The sequence below is a fragment of the Arthrobacter sp. B1805 genome, assembly GCF_002929745.1.
In the GTDB taxonomy this organism is placed as follows: Bacteria; Actinomycetota; Actinomycetes; order Actinomycetales; family Micrococcaceae; genus Arthrobacter_D.
This window is the reverse complement of record NZ_PJIQ01000022.1, coordinates 1-26685: the sequence shown is the minus strand read 5'-3', so window position 1 is coordinate 26685 and position 26685 is coordinate 1. Positions and strand designations below refer to the sequence as shown.

The window sequence follows — 26685 nt, the reverse complement described above, 5'->3', positions numbered from 1 at the left end:
ACACTGGACGACGCCACTCAGCCCTCGGAGGCAACCCCCCGATCAGCCGACTGCAACCAACGTCCTGACCCCGTACAACTAGATGTTGTGGTTTGCCTGTCGTACCTGTCTACATGGATACCTCGACGCAGACCACCACAACCACGCCCGAACCAGCCTCGACCGATGCCCCCGAACCACTCGGCGCACGCCTCGCGCGGGAGAGCCGCGCAGCGCAGGGCCTGCCTCCGGTCATCGCTGACCCACGGGTGCGTGAGCAACTGCAAGCCCTCTGCGGCCTGCCGAAGGCGCGGGGGCGTTAGGCGCGCCAGACGAACTCGACCCGATGTGCGAGAATCCCCGCCCGGTACACCTCACGGCGGGCATGAAACGCTTCGACGGTCTCATTGCGCCGCCTCGCCGGTGTCGCGCCGTTCATCCCCCTGGGCAGGGCGTGAACGAGGACGGCTTCAAGGACGAGACTGGCGGCCTGGTGCTGCCACATCGGGGTACGGTCGGCCCACTCCTGTGCGACGGTCGTCATATCAATCGACGGGCCAGTGTGCTCCGGCACCGTGGCGGCGTACTCGCGGCGGGTGCGTTCGATGCGTTCGGCGATCCGTGAGCGTTGCCGCACCCACATCGACTTGTCGATCAACCCGTCGTAGTAGTCATCATCGAGCCGGGCGAGGCGTTCCCGGTCGGCATCGAGCGTCGCGGCAAGCCCCACTCGTGCGGCCTGATCCGCGCCCGGAGACTGGCGCTTGGCGGGGTTGAGGGTGATCTGCTCGAACGTCGCGAGCACGGCTTCCTCCACGAGTTTGGTGAGGTCGCCGGAACGGATCGAGCGGTTGCACCCGCCCGGCACCTGTTGCACACACTGATACACCTGGCCGCGATGCAGCATGGCGCGTCCGCAGGTCGAGCAGCGGATCAGACCCGAGAACGGATACAGCCGTTTCGCCGCCCCACTGCCGGGCTGATGGAAGTTTCGGGCCTGCTTGCGGGCATCGAGCACATCGGAGACCTGCTGCCAGGTGTCCTCGTCCAAGATCGCGGGCCACGCGGCGGTCGTCTGCATCAGGGAGGTTTTCGACCGGGTGCCGTCCGGCAACAACGGTCGATACTCCCGTACCCCCTTGATCGAGGGGTTGCGCAGCACCAGTTTGAGTGTCCGATCCGACCACCGGCACCCGTGCGTCGTACGGATACCCCGCCGGTTCCAGTCGGTGAGAATCCGGTACAACGTCTCTCCGGCCAGCACCCGCCGCGCGGCTTCCCGCACCAACTCGGCAGCCTCGGGGTCGATCACGAGCGTGTGGTTCTCGGCGCGGTAGCCGAACGGCACCTGCCCACCATGCCAAGTGCCCTCGATGGCCTGCTGCTTCGCCGCCCGAGCGACACGGCGGGCGGTGTCGGCTGAGGACTTGTTCGCCATCGCGACCAGCACCCGCGCCATCGCCACATCAGAATCCGTATCCAACCTCAGCGAGCCGGTCACGGAGCGGACGCTGAAGCCGTTGAGTACCTTGGCGTCGATCAGGTCTTCCAAGTCTCTCGGGTCGCGCACCGCCCGATCCAGGTCGTAGGCGATCATCACCCCGGCGCGCTGCTCGCTGAGGTGCTTCAACATCGCGCGGAACTCCGGGCGCACCACGCGCCGCACCCGCTCACCCGTCGGGAGTGTGATCGTGCGCTGCTTGAACGCCGACGTGTCGTTCTCCCGGTACACCTGGGCGACTTCCCACCCGTGCGCTGCCGCATACGCCCGGCAGTCAGCTTCCTGCCGGTCAACACCGCGCTCGGTGCCCTCGGGATCATCACTGATCCGCACATACACCACCGCCCGCAACGACGGCGACGCCTGCGCCGTCGCCTGGTCGTTCGGCTCATTGCCTGCGGTTCGTTCCTGCTGATCGTGGCTCATCTCAGCCACCGCCTTCCTAGCTCTCATCGAGAGGTAGGTGCGTTTACAGAACCTCGGCTAGCCGAGGTTCAGCCACTTGCCGGTCAGCATGCCGGCGGCGAAGACCACCAGGAAATAGACGAGTAGCGGCAGGGCGATGCGGGCGACGTCGAGGGGACGGGCGGTGATGGTTTCGCCCTGCAGTGCGAAGAGCAGCACAATCGTGAACAGCAGCCCGTACAGCGCCCAAGGGCCGAGCTTTGGCAGGAGCGTGTTCTCGTACCAGTGCCTGCCCTTGGCCTTCTCGCCGATCGTCCGGGTCAGGAATCCGGCCAACAATGGTATGCCCAGGAAGATCAGGACCGAGACCGTGATGGCCCAGAAGGAGAAGTCCGCACTGGTGGTGGATAGGCCCAACCAAGCCGGTAGGACCTGAAGATAGAACCAGCCGAGCGCACCGAACGCGATGACCTGGAAGACGGAGTTGATGAAGACGAGCACCGCCGCAGCCTCGCGGTCGCCGCAGGCCAGGTCGTTCCAGATCATCACCATCGCGATGCAGCGGGCAAGACCGACGATGATCAGGCCGGTACGGTACTCCGGCAGATCCGGCAGGAAGATCCACGCCAGGGCGAACATGAACGCCGGTGCGGCAAGCCAGTTGATCACCAGCGACGCGATCATGAGCTTCCGGTCAGCCACTACCCTGTGAGTCTGGTCGTAGCGGACCTTCGCCAGCACCGGATACATCATCACCAGCAACCCGATCGCGATCGGCAAGGACACCTCACCGACCTTCACCGCCTCGAGGGCAGTGTTCAATCCCGGGATCAGTGACCCAAGGAGGAGGCCGAGGACCATGGCAGCGATGATCCACACCGGAAGAAAACGGTCGAGGGTGGACAGCTTGCCAACGACGGCGGCGTCAGCGCCAGGGGACGGCAGGGGGTCGGTCTGAATACTCACGGAGCTCCTGGGAAGCAGATAAATTGATAGGAATCGATATGAATACCACCAGCTATATCGATCATTGTCAATCCATGTGCATAATGGGTCCTATGAACACTGCGCAAACACTCGAACCCACACAGGATGCTTCCTGCTGCCTCCCCTCCGAGCAGCCAGCAATCAGTGTCGAAGACGCGCAGCAGCGGGCCCTCATGTTCAAGGCGCTGGCGGACCCGAACCGGCTACGGTTGCTGTCCATCGTCAAGGCAGGCGAATCCGGAGAGTCCTGTGTGTGCGACCTGACCGAGCCTCTGGACCTTGGGCAGCCGACGGTGTCACATCATCTGAAGATCCTCGTCGAAGCCGGCCTGCTGCACCGCGAAAAACGCGGTACCTGGGCCTACTACTCGATTATTCCCGGCGCCCTCGACAAAGCGGCGGGACTCATCACCACGCTGTAGGCAAAGAACCGCAGTCCGAATTTTGAGTGTTCCTCACCTCATATGATCTGCGCCGGATTTGTCTATAGGAACATCTCCCCGGAGTAGTTGATTAGATCCGCCCGCTTACCCGGCGATGTTGTTGAGGGCTCGTTTGAGTCGTTCGTCGGCGTCGTTTGCGACGTCGCGGATGGCGTCGGAGTCGCTGACCTGGACCATGGTTTGGGGGTCGATTGTTTCGATGGTTGTTGTGGTGTCTTCGGGGGCGCGTCGTACGACGACGTTGCAGGGTAGGAGGGCACCGAGTTGGGGTTCTGCGGTGATGCCGCGTTGCGCCAGTTGTGGGTTGCAGGCGCCGAGGATGATGTAGTCCCCGACCGCGTCCCCGGCTTCCTGTCCGAGTTTCTTGGTGAAGGTGGCGCGGACGTCGATTTCAGTAAGGACGCCGAAGCCCTCCTGTGAGAGCGCATCCCTGGTGCGCTCGACAGCGTCTTTCCAGGGGAGGCTGGAGGTGATGGAGTGTGTGTAGGCCATGAGTTTCTCCTGGGCGGTTGAGATGGATGGGGGTTACCGGTTCATGGGCAGGGCAGCTTTTTCGGCGTCGTCGAACATGCCGTCGATGTGAACGACGTTCTTGCCGGCCCGTTGCAGCAGGCTCGCGGCGACTGATGCCCGGTAGCCCGATCCGCAGTGTACCCACAGCCTCCGATCGGGCACTTCGTCTATGCGGCGCAGCAGTTCGTGGAGGGGAACGTTGATCGCTCCTTCGATGTGCTGTGTGTCGTATTCGTCGGTGCGGCGCACGTCGAGGATGACGTCTTCCTGCTCTGAGAGGTCCGCGCGGACCTCTTCCCAGCCCACACTCGGGTAGGAGTTCCGGACGGCGTTGGGGGCAAGAGCTGTCGGGTCGGAGCCGAGGGCCACATCGGGTTGATCGATGCCGATTCGGGAGAGATCACGGATCGCGTTTTCAACGTCGTCGCGTTCACCGACGAGCGTGAGCTGCCGGTCCCACGGCAGGACCCAGCCGAGGAATGTGGTGAAGTTCGAGCCGTCGCCGTATTCGAAGCTGGCACTGCCGTGGAGGTGGTCGCGTGCGAAGGCAATCCTGTTGCGCAGGTCGATCACCCATTCGCCGTGTTCGAGTCTGGCGGTGAGGTCTTCGGCGTTCAGTGGATGGGGGACGTCGAGATGGGCCGGACCCGGACCAGCGGTGTTCGCCGGTCCCATGTGGGCGTAGTAGGACGGGTAGGCGCTGAGGTTGTCGATCAGCTCCTGGACGAAGTGGTTTTCGTCCTGGTCCGTGAGGGCGTGGTTGCTCTGGACTTGTTCGCCGATGGTTGAGGAGTCGGCTCCGCTGGCTGGGCCGGAGGAGCAGAAGGATCCAAAGCCGTGGGTTGGGTAGAGGCCGGCCTCCGGGGTTGTTTCCTCCACCAGACGCCGCACTGAAGCGTATTGGGCGTGGGTCAGCGGTACCGTGTCATCGCCGCTGACAAGGTCGGTCCTGCCAACGGATCCGTAGAGCAGGCTCCCGCCGGAGAACACAGCCTGCCGGTCCTCGTGTGTGACGACGTAGGAGAGGTGGTGGTGGGTGTGCCCTGGGGTAGCGACTGCCCGCAGGGTCATTTTCCCGATTTGCAGGGTTTGCCCGTCGGAGATCGGGGTGCGGTCGAAGTTGACCTGGTCGGCGGAGTTGACCAGGTATGCGGCGTGATGGTCTTTGGCCAGCTGCAGTCCGCCGGTGACGTAGTCGTTGTGGATGTGGGTTTCTGCGACGTGGGTGATCTGGACGCCGGCGTTCGCGGCTTCTTTCTCCACCCGGTCGGTGTCACGCTGCGGATCGATCACCAGGGCCACTTGCCCATCGTGGATCAGGTAGCTGCGGTCCCCGAGCGGCGCGGTTTCAATCGTGATGACGTCCATGCCGGATTCCTCCTTGAATGCCTCGTTTGATGCAAACCACCGTACCCGCGGGCCCGTTGACCGGGCCAGCAGCCGGGCCCGCCCTATCGGGACCAGCTGAGCGCGGTGGTTTGTGGGTGTCAGGAGCGGTTTTGTTCCTGCTGGGCGATGTCGGCGCGGACGGCGTCCATGTCGATGTCCTTCACGGCGCTGATCACCTGTTCAAGTGCCGGAGCCGGTAACGCACCGGGCTGGGAGAAGACGAGGACTCCGTCACGGAAGGCCATCAGGGTGGGAATGGAGGTGATGTTCGCAGCGCCGGCAAGTGCCTGTTCTGCTTCGGTATCGACCTTGCCGAATACGATGTCCGGGTGCTTCTGTGAGGCGGCTTCGAAGGTCGGGGCGAATGAGCGGCAGGGTCCGCACCAGGCGGCCCAGAAGTCGACCAGCATGATCGAGCTGCTTTGAAGGGTTCCGGCGAAGTTTTGTTCGGTGAGGTTGAGAGTGCTCATGGCAATGACTCCTTGGCTTTTCAGATGTTCAGTGTGCTTCGGCGGTGCGCCGGTTTAGGGGTGTGCGTAGGGGGCAGCGTGGCAGGAAGAACCAGCACGCTGCGGCGGCGACCGCAAGGACACCTGCGGTGACTGCGAGGGCGGTTCCCCACAGGGTGGGGAGTTCCTGGACGAGGACGAAGACGCCCATGACGAGGACGAAGATTCCGAAACCCTTCCGGAGGGCTGCTTCGGGGATACGTCCTGCCAGGCGGGAGCCGATGAGGGATCCCAGCACGGCGGCTGCTGTGACGGCGGCGACGAGGCCCCAGTCCAGGGTGACAGTGGTGAGGTAGCCGGCGAGCCCGGCGAAGGATTTCATGGCGATCACCACGAGGGAGGTCCCGACGGCGATGGGCATCGACAGGCCGCCGAGCAGGGCCAAGGCGGGGACGACGAGGAACCCGCCGCCTGCGCCGACGAGGCCTGTGACCAGGCCGACGATGAGGCCTTCGACGATGACCTTGACTATGGGTAGTTCCCCATCGTGCGTGGTGGCGGTCTTGGTCTTGTTTTTACGGCCGCGGATCATGGCGATGGAGGTGGCGACCATCATGAGGGCGAAGGCGATCATGAGGATGGTCCCGGGGATGTGTCCGCCGAGGAGTCCGCCGCCGAAGGCGCCGGCCATTCCGGCTGCCCCGAAGATGAGACCGGTGCGCCATTTCACCCGGCCTTTGCGGGCATGGTCGACGACGCTGACCGCGGAGGTCACACCGACGACGAAGAGGGAGGCGGCGATTGCTTCCTTGGCGTCGAGACCGGCGACGTAGGTGAGGATCGGTACGGTCAGGATGGATCCGCCGCCGCCGAGCAGGCCGAGCGAAAGACCGATCACTACGGAGAGCAGTACGGTCGCGAGCAAAACAACGCTCATGAGGGTGTCCTTTCAGGCAGCCAGGCAAGCAGGCAGGCAGGTTGGTGCGGGTCAGCGCGTCGTGGGAAAGCCTTCGCCCTGCCAATCGAGCATGCCGCCGCCCATGGTGTCCGCGGTGTAGCCGGCGGTGGTCAGTGCGTCGGCGACCCGGGCGCTGCGGTTGCCGCTGCGGCACACGACGATGACCGGACGGGTCTTGTCCAGTTCATCCAGGCGGGACATCAGCTGCCCCATCGGGATGTGCAGGGCACCGGGGATCATGCCCTCGGCGACCTCAAAGTCTTCGCGGACGTCAAGGATCTGGTCCTGGTCCCGGCGTGCGTTCGCATCGTGAATGGTGATTTCAGCCATGATGTGTTCCTTCTCCTGTCGGGTCGGGGATGTGGTTCAGGGATGGTGCCGTGTGCCCTGCCCGATGGGGGACGGGCAGGGCACACGGAGTCTTTGTTAGTTGCCGGCCGGGATCTGGTTGATCGCTGCGGCGGCGGTGGGTTCGCTGGCGGTCTTGTTCCACGGCATTTTCGACAGGGCGTTGCCCATGGCGCAGGTGTTGGTCGCCGCCGAGAACGTCAGCCCGGTGCCGATCGCCCCGGCCAGCAGGCGGAGCTTGGGTGAGACGAGCTTGCCGGCCAGCAGCCCCGCGATCACGAGGGATCCTGCGGTCAGGCGCACCTGGCGTTCCAGATCCCAGCGCTGGGCGCCGCGGACTACATCACCGCCGGCAGCGGCGAAACCGGGCACGCCGCCGGTGAGGACCTGGGCAGTGCTGATACCCGCTCCGCCGAGGCGCTGGCGTGCCTGCTCGGCGCGGACGCCGGACTGGCAGACCAACACAACCCGTTGTCCGAGCCGTTCGGCGAGCTCAGCGGTGTGCTCGGAGAGCAGTGGAAGTGGAACGTTGTAGGAGCCTCGGATGTGCATGGTCTCGAATTCAGCGGCAGAGCGAACGTCAACGATGATCAGGTCCTCATGCTGGCTGATCCACTCACGCAGGGTTTTAGGATCCAGGGCGGTCACGGTGGAGGTGTTGGAAGCCAAAGGTTTCCCTTTCGAATTTTCAGTGGGTTGAACTGTCAGCATCAATCCTGCCACATACCCCCTGGGGTATGCAACAAACCCTAGGGGGTATACACTTGGGGTAGTCATTTTCGTCTTCCAGGAGGATTTTGTGCAGCTCGATACCACTGAACTCACGCCGGTGATCAACCGGCTCAAGCGCGCCACCGGACAGCTCACGGCGGTCACCCGGATGTTGGAGGAAGGCCGGGACTGCAAGGACGTCGTCACCCAGTTGGCGGCCGTCTCGAAAGCGTTGGACCGTGCCGGGTTCGCAATCATTTCCTCGGGCCTGGAGCAGTGCATGGCCGAAGGCGGCAACGCCATGGACAAGAAAGACCTCGAGAAGCTTTTCCTTGCACTGGCCTGAACGACCATTCGATAAGGGGCGTCATGTGGGAACTCCGCATGACGCCCCTGTCGTTCTGCTGCCCTGTGATCGGACGGCAGCGTGCGCCTAGCTTGACTGGGACGGCGCCGGCGGGTGGGTTTCATACATGCGGACTGCGACGATGAGGGCTGCGATGGCGCTGAGGGCCGCGGCGGCCCATACTGCTGCGTGCAGGCCAGCGAGGTCTGCGACTACTCCGCCCACAACAGCCCCGAAGGCGTAGCCAAGGTCGCGCCAGAGCCGGTAGATCCCTACCGCGCGTCCCCTCCATGCTGGTTCTGCGACATCGCCGATGGCTGCCAGCAGTGTCGGATACACCATGGCAGTGCCCGCGCCCAGCAGTATGGTTCCAGTTGCCCAGCCCAGGAAGGTTTCGGCGAGGGCGATGACGCTCAGCGCTGCAGCCTGCAGGCCCATGCCGGTGGTGATGAGGCGTTTGCGGCCGTAGCGGTCGGAGAGGGCACCGGTCACGAGTTGGCCGACGCCCCAGACGCCGGGGTAGAGGGCGAAGAGGAGTCCTATCTGTCCCAATGAGAGGTCGGCTGTTGCGAATAGAAGCGGGAACAGGCCCCAGGCGAGGCCGAAGTTGAGGTTGTTGACCAACCCGGCCTGACTGGCTGAAGCCAGGGCGGGTTCGCGCCAGGTACTCAAGGCGAGAACATGCCAGCTGCCCGGTGCTGTCGCTACGTGCAGGGGTAAGGGCTGGTTCGTCTGTTGGCGTTGTTCGAGGGCGGCGTGGCCTTGGGTTTCTTTTACGAGCAGTGTTGAGAGCGTCAATCCGAGAGCCACGTAGGCTGCTCCGAGTAGGAATGGTGCCGGCCGCAGGCCGTAGGTGGCGGCAAGATGTCCGGCCAGCAGGGACGTGATGGCAACGGCGCCGTAGCCGGCGGCTTCATTCAGTCCCATGGCGAGGCCGCGTTTTTCGGGGCCCACCAGGTCGATTTTCATGACGACGGTGGTTGACCAGGTCAGGCCCTGGTTGATGCCGAGCAGAACGTTCGCCGCGACCACCCATCCCCAGTCCGGGGCCAGGATGAGCATCACGGGGACCGGTACGGCGAAGAGCCAGCCGATCAGGAGCACGGGTTTACGTCCGATGCGGTCGACGAGGATTCCGGCGGTGTAATTGCTGGCTGCCTTGGTGATTCCAAAGGCGGCAATATAGGTGAAAATGACCGTGTATCCGGTCAGGCCGAAGTCTTCGGCGGCGAGCAGGGGCAGCACGGTTTGCTGCTGGCCGACTACACCTCCAACGAGTGCGTTCACTGCGACCAGCAGACTGAACTGCGCGGCGTTTGCTCTCAGGCCGAGTTGGGCCGTGCCGGCCAGTTCATTGCGAGTCACGAGGTGCTCCGAGGTTGTCGGGGTGGGCACGGCAATGGGTCCGCGCGTGAAGCAGCGGACCCATTGCCTGTCGGTGGAGTCAGCCTGTTAGCTGACCGAGGTTGATTCCTGAGAGGCGTTCCACGCTGCCCAGCCTGCGTAGCTGCCGTCGAGTTCGACGACGTCGTGCCCGGCGCGGCGCAGGGCGCTGGCCGCGACGGAGTTCCGGACCCCGCTCTGGCAGAAGGTAACGATCGTGCCCTCGGAGGGGAGCTGGTCCTGGTGCCAGAGCACCCGGCCGGCGCTGAGCTGTTCAGAACCCGGGATGCTGCCGGCGGCGTGTTCGGTTTTGTTCCGCACGTCGAGCAGCAGCGCTGCGCCGAAGTCCTCGAGGTCGCCGGGGGCGAGCACCTTCGGTGTGGTGATCGGCAGCCCGTCCAGGGTCGGGGTGAAACCGGTGACGTTGTCGATGCCGACACGTACCAGGTGATCCCACATGTCCTGGGCCGCTTCCTGGTCCGGGGCCAGCAGGACCAGCGGCCGGTCGTCGGTTTCCGGGTCGTACGCCCAGGCGCCGAAGCTGGCCATCTTGGTGCCGGCGGGGATGTTCAAGGCCCCGGTCACTGTTCCCTGGTGCACCTGATCGTTCGAGCGGGTGTCAACAAAGGTCACGCGGTCTTCCGTCAGGTCGCCGGCAAGTGCTTGATTATCCAGTTGCGGCAGGTCGCCACGGGGCCCCATCACGTCCGGGCCGAGACGGTTCTGCCGCTTCATCCGACCGAAGTAGGCGTGGGCATCGGGCTGTCCGTCGAGGAGTTCGCGGACGAAGCCTTCCTCGTCATTGGCTGCAAGGTACGGGCCCCACCATGCGTACAGGCGCTCGTAACCCACCGTCGTGGACGGGATTGCGCCCAATGCCTTGCCGCAGGCGCTACCCGAACCGTGGCCCGGGTAGACCTGCACATGATCAGGCAGGGTCAGAAACTTCTCCCGCAGGCTCGCGAAGAGCTGCTTCGCACCGACAAAACGGGTATCCAGCCCGCCGGCAGCCTCATCCAACAGGTCAGGCCGGCCCAGGTCGCCCGAGAAGACGAAGTCACCGGAGAGGAGGTAGCCGGGCTGGTCGCTGAACGCGCCGTCGGTGATCAGGAAGGCAAGGTGCTCGGGCGTATGCCCGGGAGTGTGCACCGCCTTGATCGTGATATTGCCGGACGTGATGGTGCTGCCGTCGTAGAGCCGCTCGGCGTCAAAACCGTACTGCCAGTCATTCCCACCCTCACCGGAAACGTACATGTCCGCCCCGGTCGCTTCCGCCAGTTCCCGCGTGCCTGAGAGGTAATCGGCGTGGATGTGGGTCTCGGTCACCGCAACAATCTTCATACCGTTGGCCGCAGCCAGCTCCTGGTACGTGGCTATATCGCGGCGGGCATCGACCACCACGGCTTCGCCCTTGGTCTGGCAGCCGATGAAGTAGCTCGCCTGGGCCAGGTCCTCGTCATAAATACGCTCAAGAAGCATGATCTTCCTTCCGATAGTCCGTTTCGATACCCGTGGGGGTATCGCTCTGGGATCAACAGTAATACCGAGGGGGGTATTCGCACAAGTGCCTGAGGAGTGGGGGTTAGATACCCTATGGGGTATCGTTAAGGAAGCTGATTCAACGGAAAGGGAACCTCAGATGTGTCGGACAACCACCTGCATGTATTGCCGCAAGACCACCTGGAGCGGATGCGGAAACCACGTCGACCAGGTCATGCGAGGCGTACCCAACAGTGAGCGCTGCACCTGCGCCACGGTCAACGGGCGCACCACCACAAAGGAAAAGGGTTCCGGAGCCGGTAACTGGCTGAGTCGACTGTTCGGACGCTCAGCATGAGCGCGACACCTGAATCCAGGGTGCTGGTCCTGCATCTGGCCGGGCCGGGGCACGAGCCCTTCCCGGACCTTGCCATGGCCATGCGGGTCGCCGGGAACGCCGCAGCGGAGCTGCCCGACGTGGAAATCGAAATTCTCGTCCAGGGGCCGAGCGTCGGTCAGCTCATCGGAGACAAGGCGATCGCAGAGGTTCCGGAACCCTCAGTATCGGTCTATGCCTGCGGGAACAGCCTCCGGTCCGCCGGGATCGACCCTTCCGCCCTGCCTTCAGGGGTGAAAGTGATCCCCGCGGCCGTCGCGCACATCGCCCACCGTCAGTTCGACGGCGCGGCTTACCTTCGGGTGTAAGCATGGTTCGGGCTGCCGATGGCTAGGGCAGCGTTTACGTTCCCTCATGTCGCAGGTTTCGTTTCATACAGGGTGTGTTCGCGGTAGGTGTTCACGCGTCTGGCGCAGTGACTCCGTCTCACAAGCCATCTCCGGGCAATGACGTAGTGTCATACCACGGCAATGTTCGCACATAGCAGTCGAGGCATTCATGGACACTCACCAGCCGTCGTCTTCCCCCACCAGGCTTTCTGCCTCCGGCGGGACCGGCGCGCCGTTGTGGAAGAAGGTCAGTGCCGACCTGATGGAGGAAATTCATAACGGCGTTTTTGCTTCGGGCTTCCCGGGGGAGGTGGAGCTGGCCAAACGGTACGGCGTGAGCAGGGGGACGATTCGGGCTGCGTTGCGTCCGTTGCGTGAGGCTGGGCATATCACTGCCCAGCCTGGGCGTAAGCCTGTCGTGGTAGCGGGCAGCAGCACCGCCTACGGCCCGATCTACAGCATCTTGGCTTCCATCCGGGAGTCCGGTATGAACCACTCCAGCATTGTGCTGGCGCAGCATCTCACCCGGGATCCTTTCATTGCCGAGCACATCTCCCTGGACGCAGACACGGAGTTTTTCCACCTCTCCCGTGTGCGGTTGGCCGATGGGAAACCTCTGGGGCTGGACCAGGTATGGCTCCCGGGACGGGTGGCCGCGAAATTGCTGGAAGCCGACTTTTCCCAGGCCGCCCTGTATGAGGAATTGGACCGTCGTTGTGGCATAGTGCTCGACGGCGGTACGGAGCAACTCACCGCCGTCTCCGCCTCCGCGGATCAGGCTGCCCTCCTGAACTGTGACGAAGGTGAGCCGCTGCTGCTCATTGAACGCTCAGGGTGCTACCGCGCCCAGACCGTGGAGTTCCGCCGCAGCTACATCCTGGGCGAAAGAATGGCCATAGCGACATCATTCGGATGCAAGGCCGATCCGAACCGTGCAGCCGGCCGAAGGATCCTGTCCGGCCTTGCACAGTAATCAGCCGTTGACCGGCTGCCCGGCAGCCGGTGCTGCTGGGATGAGGCAGCGGTCTTCTGATGTTGCTCGTTTATGGAAGGCCCACGCGAGCAGGGCCACGGAAACGGCAGCCAGGAATGGTTGGATGGGTTCGAAGTATTGCATCGCACCGGAGGTCCCCAAGGCCAGCAGCACAAGCTTGTTGCAGACCGGGCATCCGACCGCGAAGAACGATACTACTGTCCCGGCTGCTCCCAGCCGGCAGTGCGGGTTTTCCTTGATGCTTTGCTCACGTGCGACGTAGGTCGCGGTAACCAAGCCGGTCAGGCCAGCCGTGAGGGCCAGGGCAGGAAAGGACCACCACGTCGGTGGAACCTCACGGGTGAACAACGGGGTATCGATCAAATCTGTAGGGACTGCCACGACCAAGTAGGTCAGGATTGCGACACCGGTGGCGGCGAACCATCGCCGGACGGGCCATTGCGCCAAAGCTGAAGCCAGTGAATTGCGGGCTCTTACACTACGGACGCTGTTCGTCATTGAACGCTCTCTTCTTCGTGATCGTTGGATGGTGGGCGGTCGGTTCCGCCTGGCTTGGGGCGTCGCCGGATTCTCCAGTTGAGGACGGCAGCCAGCGCCAACAGTGCAGCAGCGGCGACCATGAACGCGGTGTTGGGTAGAGCCGAAGCTGCTCCGCTGGCGGCCGACTCAAGGCGGAACTGATCGGATACGGTGAGCAACCCGCCAAGGCCCGCGGTGCCGTCGGTGGCCAGCAGCAGTATTCCTATTCCGATGGAAAGGCTGCCGGAAATGATCATCACCACTGAATTGGACCATCGGCCCACCGTGACCGGCCGGGGCCGTAGCCAGCGCCGCCCGGAAATCCCCAGCCGATCCCAGAAGAGCGCCAACACAAACAGCGGCAGCGCCATTCCGAGCGCATACACTGCCAGCAACACCGCGCCATACACGGGATTGCTTCCTACTGCGGCCACCGTCAGGACTGAACCCAGAATGGGTCCGGTGCAGGCACCGGCCACCCCGTAGACGGTACCGAGAACAAAGACGGACAATCGTGAACCTTCTCCCCGGGCACCGCTGCGGAACCACGCGGGTAGGCGGATTCCGAGCAGCTGGATCAGGCCCAGGACGATGACCAGGCTTGCAGCGGTGGCAATGAGGGCAGTGCGATGCTGGGTCAGCAGGGACCCGAGCGCGCCGGCAAAGATACCCATCGGAACGAGGGTTGCAAGCAGTCCCAGGTAGAACAGCCCGGTCCTGGCCACAAGCCTGGTGGCAGTGGTGAAGGCGTACGCGAAGAAGGCCGGCAGCAGAAGGGCCGAACACGGGCTCAACAGACTCAGCAGGCCACCGATGAAGGCTCCGGCGTAACCGATGACCATTTACCGTTGACCCGCTTCTTTGAGCTCACCTTCGATGGCCTGCTCGAACGCGGCCAGGGGCTGGGCCCCGATCAAGGGTGTGTCATTGACCAGGAAGGTTGGGGTTCCAGTGGCGCCAAGGGATGCAGCTTCTCGTGCATCGTTGGTGACCGCTGCGGCAAGTTCTTCCGATTGCAGGTCGTTCCGGAACTTCTCCAGGTCCGGTACCCCGGCTTCCTGCGCCAGTTCGAGTAACCGTTCTTCCGGTAGGTCGATATGGCCACGTTTGGGTGCTTCGGCAAAGACCGCCTTGTTGAACTCCCAGAACCGACCCTGCTCACCGGCCGCCCGCCCTGCGACCGCTGCGGTGAAGGACTGTTCACCGAAGACCGGTAAGTCTCGCCATTCAATACGCAGTTCACCGCTTTCCACGTATTTCTCCACCAGCGGTGGCAGGGTCTCCCGGGAGAACAAGCCGCAGAACGGGCAGCGGTAATCCGCGTACTCGATCAGGACCACGGGGGCATCCACCTCGCCGAGCGCGGTCGGATCACCAGCGGCCCGCCGTGACAAATCCAGAGGCTCTTCAGCTGCACTTTGCCCGGGAGAAGTTGTGGTGCTTGCCTCCTGTGAAGCACCACCGCGGGAAGCGATTATGCCTATCAGCAGGATCAGAAGAACCGAGACGGCAACCGCGATGGACACCACCAGGGCGCGCCTGCTCGACCGCTCGGGTGCGGGGGAATGGGAGGACGACACTTCAACTCCTTGAACGGACTACACACAGAACCGCACAGGCGTCTGTGTATGCGGAGGCGGACCTGCAGACTGCAGGGCTCGCCCAGATGCATGACTTGTCAGGTGCAGGACCTAAGGGGCTGGGGGGTGCCAAGCCCGCACCGCCGAGCGACGACCCCGATTTCGGATTGCGGCATGTGTGCTCGGTTGCCGGGAAGGTCCCGCTGCTTCCCGGGTCCGGTTTATTTTCCGCCAGGGCCCTGCCACAGCGCAGCCATGGCAGGGCCCGTGAGCCGGAAGGCTAGGCGTTCACCCGGTAGTAAACCGGACCGGATCCGACATCGACGCTTTCGATGACAGTCTGGTTGCCATTCCAGCCGCTGTGAATCGCCTGGCCGTTCCCGATGTAGACGGCATTATGCGAAAAGCCCATGCCGCCATCGGCGTAGTAGATGAAGTCGCCCGGCTGCGGGTTTGAGACGGGTGTCGCATAGGCCATCAGCGACTCGGGGGACTCGTCCCCGACGCCCGGGATCCCGGCGGCGCGCAACGCAACCTCGCCCAGAACAGTGCAGTCCTGAACTGCTCCCAGCTGGGCGCGCGCTGCTGCGAGGATCGCCTGGTTGGTCGACGAGGACGCCGACTCCTCCCGGCTGGTGTCCGGCACCGCGGAAGACGATTCTCCTGCTGACCCGATCGAGCCAGCCAACGTCATCAGCCGGGGGGCCGCTGCCGGAGCTGCTGCCGGACCAGCAGCCGGGGCGGTGAGGTTGATGCGATCGCCGGGGTAAATCACGGACTCCAAGGACAGGCCGTTCAACGACAGAAGGGCCGACAGGTCGATACCGTGTTGCGCCGCGATCTGTCCCAGGGTGTCCCCGGACTGCACCGTGTAAGACGAACCTGCTTGTGCGCTCCAAGTCTGGACCGCCGTGACATCCGCAGCGGGGGCGGAGGATATTGCTCCCGCCTGTGCCGGTACCGCACTTCCGAGAAGCATTCCAGCGCCGACGACGACGACTGCGGCCTGTCGCGGACGAGAATGCTGGGATCCGGGGGTGGTGCCCCACATTTTTGCCAACGGACTGGTGGTGTCCGCACGGTGGCGGGCATGAGTGTTCTTCAATGACACGAAAGTAGCCTCTCCCGATACCTGCGAGGTTAGCTGTCGGATTCGGGTGGGAGTCACCCGGTCATCCGATACGGGTATCGGACGACTTAACCCCAAGAGTTCAGATGGAACCCAAAAGTGGTTCCCCCGCCCCTGCCACAGTGTTCTTACTGGGAACCTCAGCGAGCGGCAGAGTTCGGTAACAAGCTGAGGACGCCGCGAAGACGCGCGACGCACCTCCAATGTACAGAGAAATGTCTCAAATGTATAAACATTTGCAACGCGGGGATTCTCTCAAGCGCGAACCTGATCGCCAGCGTCGCTCAGCGCTTGGTCCGCACAGTTTGGTGTGCACGAGCGTTCCTCGCCCGTTGGCTGCCAGCAGTGGGATCGGCAGATTGCGGCGCATCGGACTGCGGTCGTCCTGGTGCATGCTACCGTCGGATTTTGAAATGTTCGAACATATTCGAGGGCGCACGGCGCTCAGCATCTCACTGATCGCGCTATTGGCTGTGACGGGGTGCCTTCCCGGCACTGAGCGGACTGGTGCCCGACGCGTCGACATAGGTGAACCGCCGACGACTGCGTCTCAGGCAGTCGTCGACAATCGGCTGTTCCCGGGATTCGAACCCGCTTTTGAGGTGAAAATCGACAGTACGCCGTTTGTAGTAGGGGGCACCTTCGTCGGTTCGGTTTTCCCCCGGGACGGGGACTCCCAGCTGAGTTTTTACGGCTTCAACGCGACCGGCACCATCTGGCGGGTGGATACCAACCCCTCCTGTGTGGGGACAGTGGCAACACGGGTCGGAGACGAAGCGGCGATCGTCATCTTGGACTCCGACGCCAGTCAGAACCGTCAGGGCGGCGTGAGCATTACTGTGGCTACCGCCTTTTCCGCCGCGGACGCGAAACCGCTATGGGGGCCGACGGAGGTTCCAGGCCCGTCCCCGGGAAGCGGACTGATCTTCGCAAACACGCCCAAGGCGCTCACGAACGAGCGCACACCGGCCACGCTGTTGGACGCCGCATCCGGCGTAGTCGTCGGCGAACCGGCCGGAATGGCCCTTTACGAGCACCACGGCACCGCCCTGCAGGGCACCGCAGAAAGTTTCACTGCTATCGACACCAGCTCGGGCGACACGCTTTGGAGCTCAACCCAGCTCAGTCCAGGATTCATCGACGTCAACGCAGGGAGCACCGTCCGATACGATGGCGATTACGGGCCGTCAACTGGAAACATCCTGATCCTGAACTGGACTGATTCCGCAGGGCAGAGAGTTGCCGTACTTCACGATTTCAGGACCGGTGCGGCACTGGGCCAGGTGGATGGAATCCCCTCCGGTGAGGCCACGATCGATGACGCCACCCAAACCGTCCTCTTGACTTCCCAACGGGCCAACGGTGCATACCGCATCACCGCAGTACGTGCAGGAAAGGGTGTGATCTGGACCAAAGACTCCGATAGCCCAGCTGCCACAACAGCCGCCGGTGCAGGAGTGGCCTATGCGCGGGTAGACGGCCAATCCGTCAAAATCGATCTCCAATCGGGCAAGACACTGACCTCGGGCGAGTATGCCCTTCCCATAGCCGTGCTTCCCGACGGGACAGCTCTCTTCCCCACAAACCAAGACGGGACATACGCGGTTGCGCACACCGCCGGAAGTCCATAGGTCTTCCGCGCGAAGATCAGCCGTACAAGCGAGAATTCCAGGCACCGATCCATATTGCCGATTTGTCTATAGGAACATCTCCTCCGGCCGCCGCTTCACACGCTGACGCGACCAAGCCAGCTTGCTAGGCTCCAGCTATGGCGGGTGAATATTCAAGATTCCATGCAAAGTACTTTGGCCGCTTGGGTGTTGAGGTGGGGCTTTTTGTAGCAGTGGATCATCTTCGAAGAGCAGGTGATCTCGCGGACAATGAAGCGGCACTGTATCTCGACGTAGACGATTGGTTCAGATCTGAACTGCCGAACCCTCCCTTCTACGAAGACGGGAACACGATCGGTGCAGTGACCTGGTTCAAAGATCCACTTCCGGCCGAGATGGTCGACCGAGTTGCTGCGCTCTGTGGGATATTGCAGAGCCACAATGTCGATTATCAGCATTCGCGATCAGCAGACCCGGGCAGAATCGTCTACGAAGACCCATTCCAGATTGGGGTCGTACCTCACAGCCGTGAATCACCCACTCCGCTTCCTGAGGGAGTGGTGCTCGGGCCGACCAGCGCCGGTTCCAAACGCTCCTTCAATTAGCCACTCCAGACCCTGCACGAGGATGTTTCCCGAACGCGCGGAGTGAAACCCGTGCCGCGCCACCCAGGCAGCTACGGTAAATTCACCCCCCAAAACTGTAGGAGAGACCATGGCCGGCACTGACTACGTACACTCCACAAACCAGATCACCTACGAGCTGCCTGCGAGCCCAGCCGAGAAAGCACTCACTGACTCCATGCAGCTCTCCGCAATCAACGGCCCGGTCAACCTTGCGTGGAATCAGTCCCCCGAGGTCACCGACCGGTACATCTGGCCCGACGCCTAACAACAGTCCAAGGAAGCGGTCCTCGCTTCGCTCCGGGCTGCGTGCGGGGCCTGCCGCTCCCTGGCGGTCGCGTCCGTCCCCACTGATCTGCCTACGGCGTTTTTTTGCTGCTGTCCTACGGATTATGTGGCCCCGCACCACACCGTCAAGCCCTCCTAGGGTGGCTTGTGAATTCGTCAAATATCAACGTTAGGAGTTAGTGCGTCCACAGACGAGCGTAAAGATCGACCGATTGACAACCTGTGTCCCACGGTGGGACAGTCGAAGATGTTCCATGGTGGGATACTGGCGAAAGGTGGTCATGACTGAGTTCACGACGACGTCACAAGCGTTTGAGGTAGCACGGGTGCGAGCGAGTATCGCTCAGCACGAGGAGGCGCGGCTATTGCATATGGCTGTCTATGATGCCCGCGAGGCTGGTATGTCAGTGCGAGAGGCTTCGACGGCACTTCGGGTGCCGAAAAGCACGGTCGCGCGGCACTGGCGGGAAGGGCATCACTGCGCCGACGTGCCGCCAACGTGGGGGACGCCGGAAGAGTACATGGAGGCTGAGCGCGCAATTTGGGCTCACGCACCAGAGCGCATTGTGCGACGGGTGCCGTACGTGTGGACCGAGGGGGAGGACAGGAGTCGAATTGTCCAGGCCGTGGCCGCTGGGCCCGCACTTGCGGTACGGACCAGGGGCGAGCGGGAATAGGGTCGGTAACGATCGTTAAGGGGACGTTTTCATCGTCTCACCGGATCTGCGTCGAATCGTTTTGGTCAGAGGGCCACGTCAACCTCTACTAGCGCGCTGAATGGTGAAGCGACCTGCGAGTTATCGGCGCGCGCCGCTGTAGACGTGCACGTGCAGATGCTTGGAGTCTTGATTGATACCCGCCGATATTAGTCAGCACTGCAGCAGCACCTTGATGAGTTTCCATTTCCCGAGCTACGTTCTCCTCCGGCCGCCGCAATTCACACGACATCAGCACACACCAACTCAAACCCCGTGACCGCACCAATAGCCCCGGTACAGTAACCACGTAGGAAAGTCAGTTTCAGGGGGAAACCAGATGAGCACCACCGACTTCGTCCACTCGGCCCACGAGGTCGCCTACGAGCGGCCCAGCGTAGCCGAGGAAGCCCTTACGAGGGCCTTACCGCTTAGTGCTGCTGTAACTGGGCCGGTGAACCTCACCTGGGACCGGCCTTTCAGTGATCTCTGGCCCAACGCCTAACAGCCGCCGGCCTACCGCCTGATGAACTGTGATGATTCCGGTGAGTGGGGGCCGGCGACGTCCCGCGGGGAATGGACCCTCATGTACATTCGTGGGCTCACCATCAGGCAGATCGCTACGCTTTGCCGGATCGACTACGAAAAGGTCAGGCTCCACATCCGCTCCCGGGAACGCCGCGACCCGACGATCCCCGGCCGCCGGCTGCTCGTTCACGACCAACCAGCACCGGTGCCACCACAACCGGCCGCGCCGTACCGGGAGCCCTGGGAAGACAAGTTCGCGCTACTGCGGTCTTTCGTCCAGGACCGGGGGCGGTTCCCACAGCAGCTCTCCCCGAACCCGGAGGAGAAGGGCTTGCACCGGTGGCTCCGGCACCAGCGCGCCCGCTATACCGAAGGCCGCATGACCGAGGACCAGTCCCGGCAGCTCGACACCCTCGGACAATGGCGGGGCAACGTCATCGGCGATCGGGAAACCCACTGGCGCACCGTCCACAACCAACTGCTGCAGTTCATCCAGGACAGCGGGCGCATGCCCCACCGCCAGAACGAGAACGCCACAGAACTGGAAGCCACTCTCGACATCTGGATCCAAACCCAACGCGCCAAAGCCCGCGCCGGCAAACTCACCCCCACCAGACGGGAAATCCTCGACCGGACCGTCCCAAGCTGGAAAACCACGCGGGCCTCGCTGCGCTCGGGCTGACACAGCTCACAGAATTTTTGCTGCTGTCCTACGGATTATGCGCCCCCGCTCCGCAGCGTCAACCGGCCGATGGCCGGCTACACCCGCACAGCAATGATGTCCGGCGCTCCCTGCCGGTCGCTTACTTCCTCCCACATTCCCGCTGCGGGTGCTGCCCTACGGGTTGAACCCAGCTCCGTCAGGGGCAAGCAAGCGAGCTTGCCAGCAGGCAAAAAACAAAGGGGGAGGAGCGAAGACACAGGGGCAGGGCATCAAGGCAGGGACAAGGAGATCAGTGTTTTTCGTGTATTCGTGTTCCCGTTCCCAGCGGGCAGGCAGGGGAAGACCGGGAATCCCGGTCAAGGCCCCTGAAGTGTCAGAGGGGAACCTCAGGATGGACCCAGCAGTACAGCAGTTGACTCTCACTACAACCGATACGTAACCAAGGACTGAATGCTATGAGCCTGACCATCTACACCAAACCAGGATGCTTCCCCTGCCGGAAGACCATCGAGAAGTTCCAGGACGCAGGACTCATCCCACAGATCGTGGACATTTCCACCACCCCGGCAGCCCGGGAGTACATCACCGGCGATCCAGCAGACGGCGGGCTCGGCTACTCCCAGGCACCAGTCGTCGTGTATGCCAAGGACGGCACCGAGGATCACTGGTCAGGACTGAACCCCACCAAGATCAGCCACGTCATCGCACTGGCTACCTCCACGTAAATCCACTCAATTATTCATTTACTCACCCACATAACGGCAGCACCACACGCACCACGAAAGGCAAGTTGATCATCATGGCAGGCGAAACCACCATCACCGTCATCGGGAACCTCACCGCAGACCCCGAGCTCCGCTTCACACCCTCAGGTTCCGCGGTCGCGAACTTCACCATCGCCTCCACCCCGCGCACCTTCGACCGGCAAACCAACGAATGGAAGGACGGGGAAACCCTCTTCCTGCGCTGCAGTGTGTGGCGGGAATCCGCTGAGAACGTCGCCGAGAGCCTCACCAAGGGAACCCGCGTCATCGCTCAGGGGCGGCTGAAGTCCCGCTCCTACGACACCAAGGAAGGCGAGAAGCGCACCATCATGGAGGTCGAGGTCGACGAGGTCGGCCCGTCACTCAGGTACTCGACAGTCCCCCGTGGGTTCGAGAAAACTGAAGCCTCGATAGGTGGGAACTCAAGTTAGGGGGTCTGAGGTGCTGGTCGAGTACCCGTGAGTTGGCCTTCGGTTTGGTTGTCGGGAGGTCAGGTGGCTGTGACAGGTTTAGTTGGCCCCGGTAGGACGGCTATTTCTGGCCCCACTTCATGACTCGCCGGGTTGTTGTGACGGTTATGCGTGGCCCCAGCGCCACCGTTGGACGCAGTCAAGGAGTAGTGACTTTATGGGGCAGATTGGAAAAAGCAGCAAAAGGGGGACGTTACCTCTACACGGTGATAACGTCCCCCTCTATTGCGCGTCGGCCTTATTCGGTGCTGAGTCTTTCGGTTTCGGCGATAACCGCAGAGACATCCTTGAATGTACCGATGTCGGTCAGTGTGGATGCTGGCAGAGGTAGTGCTTTGCCTTCGGCAATGGTCATTCGTCCAGTTGGGCCGCTCAGGGTTACATAGCCGGCCGGAACTTTCTGGAGATAGAAGATACCGCGCTCTCCTACCTCTAATAGCGGGTTGTCCTCATCCAGGAAGGCTACGCCGTCGAGGGTGCCCCCAGTTTGGTGGATGGTGACTTGGTTATCTTCCGCGCCGCCCTTCACCCATTCCTCAACCTCCACCAGAGCATTGGTAAATGGAAGTCCGTCCACAGGTGGAGCATCGACGGATGCGGTCACCGTTCCCACGACCACTGCATCGGCGGCCTTAGTCAGACCAGGAACAGTCGTGAACAGTTCTGCGTAGCTTGGGGTAAGGCTCATTACCTTGTTCGCTTCGCTACTCTGTCCGGTGCCACACCCTGTCAGCATCAATCCTGCGACCAGCAGTATGCCACCTATTTTTGTCTTGTTCATCGTCCTTATCCCCCTCAGTAGAGCCTGTTAATTCCGGTGATCTCGTCGTTTCTGGCCCCACCTTGGTCTAAAGAGCACACCGCTCGACGCAGGCCCGCCGGCACTGGCGTTGGCCCCATCGACCCATTATTGCCCCGAAACTAGGCTGTGCACCGCCCACCGCTCGCTCGAGGTGCGACTCCAGTGCTGGTGACGTGGTGGGTGTGTGCAGACGGTCAGGCTGGTTCCTGCTGTCCACGGTAATGATGGAATTGATCGCGAGCATGGCGTGACCCTTTGTCCACATGACGAAGCTTCTGGCTTCTGTCCTGCACATGACTTGTCCGCCGGCCCGCGATCGCCTCACACGGCACGGTCATGACCTCATAGGAGCCTGATCACGTCCCCTTACCGTATTGTCTGCCCGTTCCAACGTGTGATGCCCATCAGTAAAGGAAGGCACGCATGTCACAGCAGGAGCAGCACCGCATCTTCGCCGGCATCGATACCCACGCTGACACCCACCACGTCGCTATCATTACGGACTACGGGAAACCGATAGCAGATCGGGAGTTCCTGGCCACCAGTTCTGGATACCGCAAGGCGGTCGACTTCATCACCGCTCATGGCATCCCCGGGGGAGTGGGAGTCGAGGGAACAGGCACCTATGGGGCCGGGCTGACGAAAGCTCTGCAACAGGCGGGAATCCCTGTCACGGAGGTGAACAGACCTAACCGTCAACAGCGACACATGCGTGGAAAGTCAGATCCCCTCGACGCCTACCAGGCGGCTCAGTCAGTCCTGGCAGGGATCAGCACGGCCGTCCCAAAAGCCAAGGACGGACCCGTGGAGTGCCTTCGCGTTCTGCGCACCAGCAGGGCTTCAGCTATCAAGTCGAGAACGGCGACGATCAACCAGATCCGAGACATGCTCGTCTCCGCGGAGGACAGTATCAGGGCGAAGTATCGAGGGATGCCCACGGTCCCGATGATCGCCATGATGGCAAAGTCCCGTCCCACCGGTCACCTGGCTGATCCTGTGTATGTCATTGCTCGAGTGCTCAAGACCCTCGCTCTGCGGTATCAGTACCTGACCGCAGAAATTGAGGAGGCGAATGAGTCCTTACAGGAGCTCCTCGATTCGTATGCTCCGCTGCTGTGTGACCTACCGGGCGTCGGCACGGACGTCGCGTCCCAGCTGCTCGTCACGATGGGCGACAACAAGGAGCGCATCAGCAACGAGGCCCAATTCGCCGCACTAGCCGGCGTAGCGCCCGTCCCTGCGTCCTCCGGCAAATCAACCCGTTTCCGGCTCAGCCGCGGTGGTGACCGCCAAGCCAACAGCGCTCTGCACCACATCGTCCTGGTCAGGATGGGTTCGGACGCTAGGACGAAGGACTACGTCGACAAACGAACAGCCGAAGGTAAGAGCAAACGAGAGATCATGCGGTGCCTCAAGCGCTACGTCGCCCGCGAGGTCTACCGACAAATCACCAATCCGATCCCGGCGCCAACAGTTACTGACCTGCGGTTACGGCGACGTGAACTTGGTATCACCTTGCAACAAGTGGCTGAGCACCTCAATCATTGGCCGTCCTACCTCTCCCGCCTGGAGCGCGGACGAACCCGCAACGACCTTCTATCCATCAAGTACCGAAGCTGGCTAGCAGAACAAGCGCCCGCGGCAGTCTAGGAGTCGAGGCACCTAGAGTGCATCAGCTGGACTTGCTGCAGTCCGAGTCGGAGTAGGGGTGGCTTGTGAAAAAGTGAATTATCCGACGCTAAGGTTTTGCCTGGCGCCGTAGCGGCCTGTATTTGCCGGGTTTGATGTGGTTGGCGCGGGGCCAGGTGTAGTCACCGGTGAGGTTGATGTGTTCCCATCCCAGGGGTGATAATGACGCCCTGGTGCTGGCCATGTTCAGCCTGCGAAGGTGACTCCGCAGTAGGCGATCGTTGCGACGAGAACGGTGGAGAGTGCGGCTAGGGCGAAGGGCTTGAGGCCCACCTTGACGAGGTTCCGAACCTTGACGCCGCAGCCGAGTCCGAACATCGCTGCAGCCAGCAGTCCTGTCTGCAGCAGCCCACCGGCCATCAGCACGGTGCCCGGCAGAGGGATGAAGGAACGCACGAACACCATCGCGATGAACCCGATGATGAACAGCGGGACGACGGGCGGCAGCTTCGAATGCGACATCTGTTGACCGGGTTCGCCTGCCGTACGGCTGAGACGGCGCTGCCGGATGCTAAGGATGGCCACGACAGGGGCGAGCAGCAGCACTCGGGCGAGTTTGACGATGACCGCGACCGTGAGCGCTCCGCCACCGATGATGCCTCCAGCGGCGACGACTTGCGCGATTTCATGGATGGAACCCCCTGCCCACATCCCGGCCGTCTCGGAGCCCAGGCCAAGCAGGTCCGTGATCAGTGGGACGAGGGGAATCATCAGCGTTCCGAAGATCACCACGAGGGCGACCGCGGTGATGGTGTCTTCCTCGGCCTCGTCGTCCGGATCGGTGACCCCTGCCGCGCCCGCCACGGCTGCCGCGCCGCAGATGGAGAATCCGCAGGCGATTAGCAGCGAGAGCCCGGATGGAACCCGTAGCAGCTTCCCCAGGAGAACGGTGCCGAACAGTCCGCCGGCGACAATGCACACGATGACGACCAGCATCGGGGCTCCGAGTTCGAGGATGTCTGTCAGTACCAGTTGGAGTCCGAGGAAGACGATGCCGGCGCGCAGGAGCTTTTTCGCGGAGAAGTCTATGCCGTCGGAGGCTGCCGCTGGCAGCCGGACGACGTTGGCCAGGAGTACGCCAAGCACGATCGCGATAATGAGCGGGCTGACTCCCGGCAGCAGCAGGCTGACCCCGTACGATGCTCCGGCCGCGGCGAGGCAGAGGACAAGCCCGGGCAGCAGCGCGCGGACTCGGGCAAGCAGCGTGTGTTCCGGTCGGGCGGTCGCAACGTCCTGGGCATGGGTCATGCATCCATCATTTCCTCGGACCGCTCGTGCGAGTAGAGGCAGATACCGTCCGCCATACAAGTTATGCTTGTGCTTGGGAGGCGGAAGATGCGCAACGGGCCGGACTTGGAGGCACTGCGAGCCTTGGCGCTCGTCGTGAAGGAAAGCAGCATGTCGGCGGCAAGCACGCAGTTGGGCGTGAGTCAGCAGGCGGTGTCTCTGCGCATCCGGAAACTGGAAAAAGATTTGCGCGTGCGACTCCTGGTGCGTTCTGCACGGGGTTCGCGATTGACTCCGGCGGGCGAGCTGATTGTCGACTGGGGAACAACGCTGCTGACGGCGGCCGATGAGTTCTCGGATGCTGTCGATTCGCTCCGCACGGATCGCGGGAAGATGATGCGCATCGCCGCGAGCCTCACGATCGCAGAACACCTCCTACCGGAATGGATCGCCCGGTGGCGCATCTCTCACGGCGATGACGGCCCGGTCGTTCAGCTCACAGCCGCCAACAGCAGCACGGTCGTCGAGGCCATACGCGAGGGAACCGCAGACCTCGGGCTCATCGAGACCCCTGTCGTTCCCGCCGGCCTCCGGTCAGTCACTGTTGCTTACGACACCATCGAAGTCGTTGTGCAGCACGGTCACCGGTGGGCGAAGACCCGCCAGGTGTCCGTTCGTGAACTGGCGGCCACTGGGTTGGTGCTCCGCGAGACCGGCAGCGGCACCCGACGAGCGCTCGAGAACGCCCTCGCCGTGGCGGGCTTTCCACTCGCAGCCGAGCCCGCAGCCGTGCTGACGACCACGCTCGGCGTTCGCAGCGCGATTATGGCCGGCATCGCCCCCGGCGCGCTGAGCTCCCTCGCAGTGTCCGAGGACACCCGTGCCGGCCGACTCGTCCGAGTTCGGATCAACAATTTCCAGATCACCCGCCCGCTCACCGCCATCTGGGCGGGGACGGCTCCGCCGCCTCATGTACGGGACTTCCTGGATGTCATCGCCCGAACTGACCGGTAACGATCGTTCGCAAGACGCCCGCGGGAACTGGCTCCACCTCCTGGGGATCGCAGGGGCCTAGGTGTAACCGTTGCCGTGTTCTCGCCTATGTGCTGCGTTCCTCCGTTTCTGATACGGCCTAGTCCCTCCGACGCTTAAAAAGCGCTTAGCGTCGGGTATTTCACTTTTTCACAAGCCACCCCGAGTAAACCTCAATGAAGCGCGTCGGAGCATCCGGATAGCCGGCAGCCTGAAGATCCGAGCGCACATCAGCTCTCACAGCTTCAACGTAGGCATACCCCTCAAGCTTGTGTATGGGGATCTGCCTGTCACTCGACTCCGATTCCGAGTCCGACACAATCTTCTTCCACTCCACGAGTTCCGCCGTGGAAACGCTGGAACTAGCCTCGATCTTTGGGTCTGTCCGATAAACGGTGTGTGGGGTCCGGCGGTTTTCATTAGTGGTTGGTTTTCTCAAAGCGTCCTGCGAAGG

29 protein-coding genes, 1 pseudogene and 1 riboswitch are annotated in these 26685 nt (G+C 62.6%); of the genes and pseudogenes, 13 read left to right on the top strand and 17 right to left on the bottom strand.

What is annotated here, in order from left to right:
• The first annotated feature begins 92 nt into the window (after window positions 1–92).
• Window positions 93–302: a hypothetical protein gene (locus CXQ96_RS18175; RefSeq protein ID WP_146070922.1), complete on the top strand. Its 210-nt coding sequence runs from the start codon at window positions 93–95 to the stop codon at window positions 300–302.
• On the opposite strand, the gene CXQ96_RS16595 is transcribed toward CXQ96_RS18175, so the two are convergent.
• Entirely contained in the window at window positions 299–1906 is a 1608-nt protein-coding gene (locus CXQ96_RS16595; RefSeq protein WP_024476692.1) for a recombinase family protein, read from the bottom strand. The genes CXQ96_RS18175 and CXQ96_RS16595 overlap by 4 nt on opposite strands.
• Before the next feature lie 60 nt (window positions 1907–1966).
• Window positions 1967–2830 (bottom strand): annotated as a pseudogene (gene arsB, locus CXQ96_RS16590) (ACR3 family arsenite efflux transporter); the annotation flags it as partial.
• A gap of 113 nt (window positions 2831–2943) precedes the next feature.
• Here arsB and CXQ96_RS16585 point away from each other — a divergent pair.
• Window positions 2944–3294 carry a metalloregulator ArsR/SmtB family transcription factor gene (locus CXQ96_RS16585; protein ID WP_104119108.1) on the top strand — a complete coding sequence of 117 codons (351 nt, stop codon included), beginning with the start codon at window positions 2944–2946 and terminating at the stop codon, window positions 3292–3294.
• Between the two features lie 105 nt (window positions 3295–3399).
• Here the strand turns inward: CXQ96_RS16585 and CXQ96_RS16580 are convergent, their stop codons facing one another.
• The 6 genes from CXQ96_RS16580 to CXQ96_RS16555 all read right to left on the bottom strand — a co-directional run bounded on the left by CXQ96_RS16580 (window position 3400) and on the right by CXQ96_RS16555 (window position 7683).
• The gene (locus CXQ96_RS16580) at window positions 3400–3807 is read right to left on the bottom strand and encodes a DUF302 domain-containing protein (RefSeq protein ID WP_104119107.1); all 408 of its coding nucleotides are present in this window, start codon (window positions 3805–3807) and stop codon (window positions 3400–3402) included.
• A 33-nt stretch (window positions 3808–3840) separates the two neighbouring features.
• Window positions 3841–5196, bottom strand: a complete 1356-nt coding sequence (locus CXQ96_RS16575; protein WP_104119106.1) for a rhodanese-like domain-containing protein — start codon at window positions 5194–5196, stop codon at window positions 3841–3843.
• A gap of 119 nt (window positions 5197–5315) precedes the next feature.
• On the bottom strand, window positions 5316–5687 hold the full coding sequence (trxA, locus tag CXQ96_RS16570) for a thioredoxin (protein WP_104119105.1): 372 nt from the start codon (window positions 5685–5687) through the stop codon (window positions 5316–5318).
• Window positions 5688–5715: 28 nt separating this feature from the next.
• Window positions 5716–6603: a sulfite exporter TauE/SafE family protein gene (locus CXQ96_RS16565; protein WP_104119104.1), complete on the bottom strand. Its 888-nt coding sequence runs from the start codon at window positions 6601–6603 to the stop codon at window positions 5716–5718.
• Window positions 6604–6654: 51 nt separating this feature from the next.
• Window positions 6655–6954, bottom strand: a complete 300-nt coding sequence (locus tag CXQ96_RS16560; protein ID WP_104119103.1) for a rhodanese-like domain-containing protein — start codon at window positions 6952–6954, stop codon at window positions 6655–6657.
• Window positions 6955–7050: 96 nt separating this feature from the next.
• A complete protein-coding gene (locus CXQ96_RS16555) occupies window positions 7051–7683 on the bottom strand; it encodes a rhodanese-like domain-containing protein (protein WP_104119102.1) in 633 nt (210 codons plus the stop codon).
• 88 nt (window positions 7684–7771) lie between these two features.
• Between CXQ96_RS16555 and CXQ96_RS16550 the strand changes: the two genes are divergently transcribed.
• Window positions 7772–8029 carry a metal-sensitive transcriptional regulator gene (locus CXQ96_RS16550; protein WP_104119101.1) on the top strand — a complete coding sequence of 86 codons (258 nt, stop codon included), beginning with the start codon at window positions 7772–7774 and terminating at the stop codon, window positions 8027–8029.
• A gap of 87 nt (window positions 8030–8116) precedes the next feature.
• On the opposite strand, the gene CXQ96_RS16545 is transcribed toward CXQ96_RS16550, so the two are convergent.
• Window positions 8117–9394 (bottom strand): MFS transporter, encoded by a 1278-nt coding sequence (locus CXQ96_RS16545; RefSeq protein WP_104119111.1) that lies wholly within the window; start codon window positions 9392–9394, stop codon window positions 8117–8119.
• 87 nt (window positions 9395–9481) lie between these two features.
• Window positions 9482–10891 carry a rhodanese-like domain-containing protein gene (locus CXQ96_RS16540; protein ID WP_104119100.1) on the bottom strand — a complete coding sequence of 470 codons (1410 nt, stop codon included), beginning with the start codon at window positions 10889–10891 and terminating at the stop codon, window positions 9482–9484.
• 354 nt (window positions 10892–11245) lie between these two features.
• Between CXQ96_RS16540 and CXQ96_RS16530 the strand changes: the two genes are divergently transcribed.
• Entirely contained in the window at window positions 11246–11596 is a 351-nt protein-coding gene (locus tag CXQ96_RS16530; protein ID WP_104119098.1) for a DsrE family protein, read from the top strand.
• A gap of 190 nt (window positions 11597–11786) precedes the next feature.
• A complete protein-coding gene (locus CXQ96_RS16525; RefSeq protein WP_258059167.1) occupies window positions 11787–12590 on the top strand; it encodes a GntR family transcriptional regulator in 804 nt (267 codons plus the stop codon).
• On the opposite strand, the gene CXQ96_RS16520 is transcribed toward CXQ96_RS16525, so the two are convergent.
• The 4 genes from CXQ96_RS16520 to CXQ96_RS16505 form a co-directional block, all read right to left on the bottom strand.
• Window positions 12591–13109, bottom strand: coding sequence for a hypothetical protein (locus CXQ96_RS16520; protein WP_104119097.1), 519 nt, complete (start codon window positions 13107–13109; stop codon window positions 12591–12593). It abuts the gene before it with no gap.
• Window positions 13106–13972, bottom strand: a complete 867-nt coding sequence (locus CXQ96_RS16515) for a cytochrome c biogenesis CcdA family protein (RefSeq protein ID WP_104119096.1) — start codon at window positions 13970–13972, stop codon at window positions 13106–13108. The genes CXQ96_RS16520 and CXQ96_RS16515 overlap by 4 nt, the downstream gene beginning before the upstream one ends.
• Window positions 13973–14659: a DsbA family protein gene (locus tag CXQ96_RS16510; RefSeq protein ID WP_258059166.1), complete on the bottom strand. Its 687-nt coding sequence runs from the start codon at window positions 14657–14659 to the stop codon at window positions 13973–13975.
• A 331-nt stretch (window positions 14660–14990) separates the two neighbouring features.
• Window positions 14991–15578 (bottom strand): LysM peptidoglycan-binding domain-containing protein, encoded by a 588-nt coding sequence (locus CXQ96_RS16505; RefSeq protein WP_258059165.1) that lies wholly within the window; start codon window positions 15576–15578, stop codon window positions 14991–14993.
• A 247-nt stretch (window positions 15579–15825) separates the two neighbouring features.
• Window positions 15826–16002, bottom strand: a riboswitch (cyclic di-AMP (ydaO/yuaA leader).
• Window positions 16003–16252: 250 nt separating this feature from the next.
• Here CXQ96_RS16505 and CXQ96_RS16500 point away from each other — a divergent pair.
• From CXQ96_RS16500 to CXQ96_RS16475, 6 genes are all read left to right on the top strand, one after another.
• On the top strand, window positions 16253–17470 hold the full coding sequence (locus CXQ96_RS16500) for a hypothetical protein (protein WP_104119093.1): 1218 nt from the start codon (window positions 16253–16255) through the stop codon (window positions 17468–17470).
• 137 nt (window positions 17471–17607) lie between these two features.
• On the top strand, window positions 17608–18054 hold the full coding sequence (locus CXQ96_RS18170; RefSeq protein WP_146070921.1) for a hypothetical protein: 447 nt from the start codon (window positions 17608–17610) through the stop codon (window positions 18052–18054).
• 109 nt (window positions 18055–18163) lie between these two features.
• Window positions 18164–18340: a hypothetical protein gene (locus CXQ96_RS18520; protein ID WP_181036519.1), complete on the top strand. Its 177-nt coding sequence runs from the start codon at window positions 18164–18166 to the stop codon at window positions 18338–18340.
• 1241 nt (window positions 18341–19581) lie between these two features.
• Window positions 19582–20265, top strand: coding sequence for a helicase associated domain-containing protein (locus tag CXQ96_RS16485; RefSeq protein ID WP_104119090.1), 684 nt, complete (start codon window positions 19582–19584; stop codon window positions 20263–20265).
• A 437-nt stretch (window positions 20266–20702) separates the two neighbouring features.
• Entirely contained in the window at window positions 20703–20972 is a 270-nt protein-coding gene (locus CXQ96_RS16480; RefSeq protein ID WP_104119089.1) for a glutaredoxin family protein, read from the top strand.
• Between the two features lie 74 nt (window positions 20973–21046).
• A complete protein-coding gene (locus tag CXQ96_RS16475; protein WP_104119109.1) occupies window positions 21047–21442 on the top strand; it encodes a single-stranded DNA-binding protein in 396 nt (131 codons plus the stop codon).
• 277 nt (window positions 21443–21719) lie between these two features.
• On the opposite strand, the gene CXQ96_RS18165 is transcribed toward CXQ96_RS16475, so the two are convergent.
• Complete coding sequence (locus CXQ96_RS18165) at window positions 21720–22262, bottom strand: hypothetical protein (RefSeq protein ID WP_146070920.1); 543 nt, start codon at window positions 22260–22262, stop codon at window positions 21720–21722.
• Window positions 22263–22706: 444 nt separating this feature from the next.
• Here CXQ96_RS18165 and CXQ96_RS16465 point away from each other — a divergent pair, with 444 nt between their 5' ends.
• Window positions 22707–23933 carry an IS110 family transposase gene (locus CXQ96_RS16465; protein ID WP_104119087.1) on the top strand — a complete coding sequence of 409 codons (1227 nt, stop codon included), beginning with the start codon at window positions 22707–22709 and terminating at the stop codon, window positions 23931–23933.
• A gap of 225 nt (window positions 23934–24158) precedes the next feature.
• Here CXQ96_RS16465 and CXQ96_RS16460 read toward each other — a convergent pair whose 3' ends face one another.
• A complete protein-coding gene (locus CXQ96_RS16460) occupies window positions 24159–25220 on the bottom strand; it encodes a YeiH family protein (RefSeq protein ID WP_029212122.1) in 1062 nt (353 codons plus the stop codon).
• A gap of 63 nt (window positions 25221–25283) precedes the next feature.
• Here CXQ96_RS16460 and CXQ96_RS16455 point away from each other — a divergent pair, with 63 nt between their 5' ends.
• The gene (locus tag CXQ96_RS16455) at window positions 25284–26213 is read left to right on the top strand and encodes a LysR family transcriptional regulator (RefSeq protein ID WP_308662997.1); all 930 of its coding nucleotides are present in this window, start codon (window positions 25284–25286) and stop codon (window positions 26211–26213) included.
• Between the two features lie 160 nt (window positions 26214–26373).
• Here CXQ96_RS16455 and CXQ96_RS16450 read toward each other — a convergent pair.
• Window positions 26374–26685, bottom strand: a 312-nt coding sequence (locus CXQ96_RS16450; RefSeq protein WP_219816161.1) for a hypothetical protein, incomplete at its 5' end; no start/stop codon positions are given.